Raw genomic sequence first — 4,579 nt, 5'->3', positions numbered from 1 at the left:
CGGCGGCAGATTCCCTCGTCTGCCTCCCCCAGTTGACACCGCCAAGACCTCCCCCATCGTTTACAAAACCCAGACCCGGCAGAGTCGCTCCAAAAAGAACGTGGCCGAAGGGATCCGCCTGAAAGAAAAAGGGCAGATCGGGTATCCACACCGAAACCTTCGAACCACCGATGCCTGGAAAACTCTTGGGCAAAGCGAAATCAAGATCACACTTAAGCACAGAATCGCTGGGCGCGAGATGAAAGTCCTCGCCCTCTCGCCAAGCATCAAGGACACCCGACACCACCTCTAAACGCGTATCGATTCGATACTTCTTGCCCGCCACCTCCACTTCAAAATAGCTGCGAGCACCTTCTTTCAAGCAATCCGCATGTCCGGAAAGGAGGAAGTATCCTTCGAAGGCGACCGACACCTCTTCCAACGAAGTCGCAACCGGCGCTGCGGCGCACAATGCAGCATTGCCTTCGCTATGAAACGACACCTCAGGTTTAGCCCCTCCCGGCATCATGCACTTCATGGCAATGGTGTGACGAACATCGTTTTTCGGAGTACAAGCAAAGGTTGAAGCAGAGTACTGCATATCCCAATCGTCGAAGGTCATGAGGACGGCGTAGGGTTCATCGGGTATCACGGGGCGCGTTGGCACAACAACAGCGCTGCCGCCCTCCACACGCACTAGGCCCGTTTGAAAAAGCCTATAGCCCGCCTTTTCCAGAGAAAGGCGGCCGTTGAAAGCGTACGCGTCAAGCTGCTTGCCCGTGCCGTCCGCGCCCTCGGACAGCTCGGTGATATCGAACACAACCTTGCCGTCGCCATCGGTCACCCCTTCGACGCACTTTCCCGGTGCGAAGCGGGAGGCTACCGATACACGCGCGCCAAAAACGCGTCTTTTCTTGTCATCCGACACATCAACAACAACAAACCCCACCTCGTGCTTGGAGACAACAACCACCTCGCACGACTCGACTTCTTCCCCAGCGACACGAGGACTCATCGACAATCTCGTTTCTTCAGGAACCTCCGACGGTGCAAATTCATTGCCCAAGATATTCATGATGATACCTCCTGTAAGACGATTGCTACACAAAAGCGCCTTTCTGACCAGACTAACTGACAGTACGAAGTCAACGTGGGGCCATGAGCTTGAATAGCATTTCCGAGCAGTTGAATTGCCCCTTGAGCATCCTCGCCACCAAGGTAATATCTTCGCCCCATCGTCCCTCTATGGCAAATTTATTTTGCCGCTGACATAGATGCTTCTACGGTGATTTGGATTCAAGTTTGCGGGTTCACACCGTTACCGAGTTTTGCGACTTTCGATACAGCCCTTTCAGTGTCTATGGAGTATTCATGCAACATCTATTACTATAACAATAATCGATTTTCGGGAGGCTGATCATGAAGCTGTTTGACGCAGTACCCTCTGATCTGTTTGGCATTCTCGCTTCCCCTAACCGTATCATCTATGCAGAGGCTTTGCGCGTGCTTCACGATGCGTTCCTCGAAAGCCTCACCATCCCTCGAAAACACTTTCAAGAGCTGCTCAAGAACAACCTCTCCTCCCTCCTGGCTCAAACCACTTTCGACGAAGAGGGGATCGAGGAAAACGAGCGGGCCAATATTGCTGGCAGGGCCTCGTTTCTCGTTCGCAAGCTCCTTGAAAAAGGATGGATAGGTATCGAGCGGGCTGCGGATTACTCCGAAAACATCATCATCTACGACTACAGCATCAAACTGATCGAATTGTTTGCGACACTCACCGAGGACAAGCCGCTAAAAGGCCTTTCCTACGTCTACAGCACCTACTCTGCACTCCACACCGCCTCCACCGACCCGCGCGCCGATGCTGCAACGCGCGTTGCAGCGCTCGAAGGTGCGGTCGAGAACACCGAGCAACTCATACGCATGCTAAAAACCGTTTATCACAACATCAACGGCTACTTCGACCAGCAGCTCAAATGCACCGACACCAACAAGGTGCTGGCATTGCACTTCGATAATTTTGCCGAGCGGGTTGTGGAAACGCGGATCAAGCCCCTAAAAATACGCGATTCCGTCCCGAAATACCGCGTGAGCATTACCAACGTGCTTGACGAGTGGATCGAAAATGTGCAACTTTTCGACGAGATGGTCGCCGTACTTATCAAGAGCAAAACCGCTTCAACCACAAGCGAGGCTCGCGCCGACGTGTTCCGGTCCCTGTATTTCATCAAGGACACCTATGCAACCATTGAGGAAACTTATCTCGACCCCATCGACCAAAAGATTCAACACTACACCCGAGCCACCACCCAAAAACTCGAGGCGCTCACTAATCGCGACGATAACCTTCAGGGAAACCTCAGGTATCTGCTCAGACAGCTGGCCTCCGCACAAGGCGAGGACTTAGCGGAACGTACGCAAGAAATCTTCTCCCTTACTGAACAAGGATGCTTGTCAAGCGATTCACTGTTTTTTCGTCGCGACGCAAGCCCCCGCCCGAGCGACAGCCTCGTTGTCCTTACAGATTACGAGCTCGCCGATGCTGAAATCGCACAGGCACAAGCCCTCCTCGACGACGCATACAGCCCCACACACGTATTCGATCAGGTGCGCAAAATGCTTCATGACCGACGCCGCATTTCTCTAGAAGAGTTTCCCGTGGAGTCCGATGAACACTATGTCGTCGCGCTGCTCGCCTTGGTTTATGCGACCGATCCACTTTGCTTTTATCGATTAGAGAGCATTTCACCCGAACTATTCACCCGGGGCATATATCAACTGCCTCACACGGTGCTTGCCCTGAAGGAGGAAAGCCAACTATGACAATCGCCAATCTGGAACAACTCTCGCTCTCCGAAAAAGAATCCTTTAAGGCGGTATGCAATCATCTGCTCGATCAAACCTTCATCGTTCGGGACTTGATCAAAAACGAAGAGACTACCGTATTTAACCCCGAATTCCGGTTCCTGTCTCTCCACCATGCCCTTGTGGACGAGTACCTATCCTATTCTGGCTGGGATCTGCTTCGCGACGATCTGGAGAGGTTCTACTACATTCGCAACCAGGAAGGTGCCAATAAGCTTACGCTTAACAAGTTCGCCACCGAAGTGCTCATCAACCTGCGCCTCATGTATGACCTGAAGCAAGACGAAGCCGGCGTTGCGGGTGATGTGCGCGCAACGGTGGCCGATCTTCTTGACAATTTAGTGGCGCACGGTAACTTGAGCAAACGACCCAACATGATCACGGTGGCTGACGCTCTGCGCATCATGGAGAATCACACCATTATCACCAAACTGCACGGTTCATTCAAGAAGGCAGATGGGCTGTTCGCCATCCTACCTACGGTGCAGCATGCCGTTTCCTCGGAGAGGCTTCGCTCTCTCGTGAAGGACCTTCGTGAACAGGAAGGTGGTCCGCTTGAAGACGCTGAATAAAATGCATTTGGTCAACTGGTTTTACTACGACAAGGAATTTGTCGACTTCGGGTTGATAACTTACCTGACCGGCGAGAACTCTTCGGGGAAATCGACCCTTATTGATGCTTTGCAGGTAATTTTGCTCGGGGAATTGCGCCCCGCCACCTTCAACAAAGCCGCCAGCGAAACCTCAAAGCGCACTCTGAGTGGCTATCTGCGCACCGACCTCGACGGCACCGACAAGCGCTCGCGCGTGGGGAAAAATTTCGACACTTATATTGCAGGTGAGTTTCATGACAGCACTCTGCAGACTTCTTTCGTAGCAGGGGTTACTTATGCATGCGAGGCAAGCGGCGACGAGAACGGCGCATTTTTCTTCTACGAAGGAACTATTCCACCCGAAGGATACGTATGCGACACCCACGCCATGACACGCAAAGAATTCCAGTCGTTTTTAGCTTCCAGCGATTATTCCAACAACGGGCAGCTGTTCCCAACCGCAACAGCATACCGCGAGTTTATGCTCGCGCGCTGGAACGTACATTCCGCGCAGCTCTTTTCCATGCTCAAGAAAGCCATCTCCTTCAAGCCCATTGATGACATTGAGCAATTCATTACCGAAAACATCTGCGATTTACCCGAAAAGCTGGATATCGAAGCTATGCAGCAAAACATCCAAAACTATCAGCAACAACTCAATCTCGCCCGTCAACTAGAACGGCAAAGGGAAAGCCTCCTGAAAATTCAGAACGCCTACCTTGACTCCAAAAGCGCCTTAGAGCGAGAGCGCACCCAAATGTATTTAGTCGATCGAGCGGCAATGGGCGTATGGGAAGAGAAGAAAATCAAGTTCCAAGCACTCAGGAACGCGGCTTGTCAAGAAAGAGACTCCCTCGATGAGCGCCTCTCCCGCATCGGCGAGGAAACTGCCGTGCGCCGACAGAAAATGGACGAACTGGTGGTTCGCAAGAACAGCGACAGCGGCTATCAACGGCGCGAGAAACTCGCGAGCGAGCGAGACCATCTTGCCAAAGAGATGATCTCGGCCGACGACTTTCTCGACAAGCGAGAGCTGCGTTTTCGTCAAGAGGCCCAGCGCCTCGGCGCATTTTGCCTTCGACTCGACGACGAGGACAACTCGAGTTTCATCGACAATGTGGCGAAGACACATGCGCAAG

At 52.6% G+C, this 4,579-nt stretch carries 4 protein-coding genes; 3 read left to right on the top strand and 1 reads right to left on the bottom strand.

Annotation, left to right across the window (positions count from 1 at the left end):
• Nucleotides 1–994, bottom strand: a 994-nt coding sequence (locus RR842_RS11675) for a hypothetical protein (protein ID WP_332729826.1), incomplete at its 3' end; no start/stop codon positions are given.
• A gap of 404 nt (nucleotides 995–1,398) precedes the next feature.
• Here RR842_RS11675 and RR842_RS11670 point away from each other — a divergent pair.
• The 3 genes from RR842_RS11670 to RR842_RS11660 form a co-directional block, all read left to right on the top strand.
• Nucleotides 1,399–2,805, top strand: a complete 1,407-nt coding sequence (locus RR842_RS11670) for a Wadjet anti-phage system protein JetA family protein (protein WP_332522256.1) — start codon at nucleotides 1,399–1,401, stop codon at nucleotides 2,803–2,805.
• Nucleotides 2,802–3,419: a DUF4194 domain-containing protein gene (locus RR842_RS11665; protein ID WP_332729825.1), complete on the top strand. Its 618-nt coding sequence runs from the start codon at nucleotides 2,802–2,804 to the stop codon at nucleotides 3,417–3,419. The genes RR842_RS11670 and RR842_RS11665 overlap by 4 nt, the downstream gene beginning before the upstream one ends.
• Nucleotides 3,403–4,579: ATP-binding protein (locus RR842_RS11660; RefSeq protein WP_332729824.1), on the top strand; the 1,177-nt coding region annotated here is incomplete at its 3' end. The genes RR842_RS11665 and RR842_RS11660, both read left to right, overlap by 17 nt.

It is taken from the genome of Gordonibacter sp. (assembly GCF_036667095.1).
Lineage (GTDB): Bacteria > Actinomycetota > Coriobacteriia > Coriobacteriales > Eggerthellaceae > Gordonibacter.
The sequence above is the reverse complement of the archived record's forward strand: the minus strand, read 5'-3'. Positions and strand labels throughout refer to the sequence as shown.

Coding starts and splice junctions, on each gene's coding strand:
- RR842_RS11670 (WP_332522256.1), top strand. CDS start 1,399: ATGAAGCTGTTTGACGCAGTACCCTCTGATCTGTTTGGCATTCTCGCT.
- RR842_RS11665 (WP_332729825.1), top strand. CDS start 2,802: ATGACAATCGCCAATCTGGAACAACTCTCGCTCTCCGAAAAAGAATCC.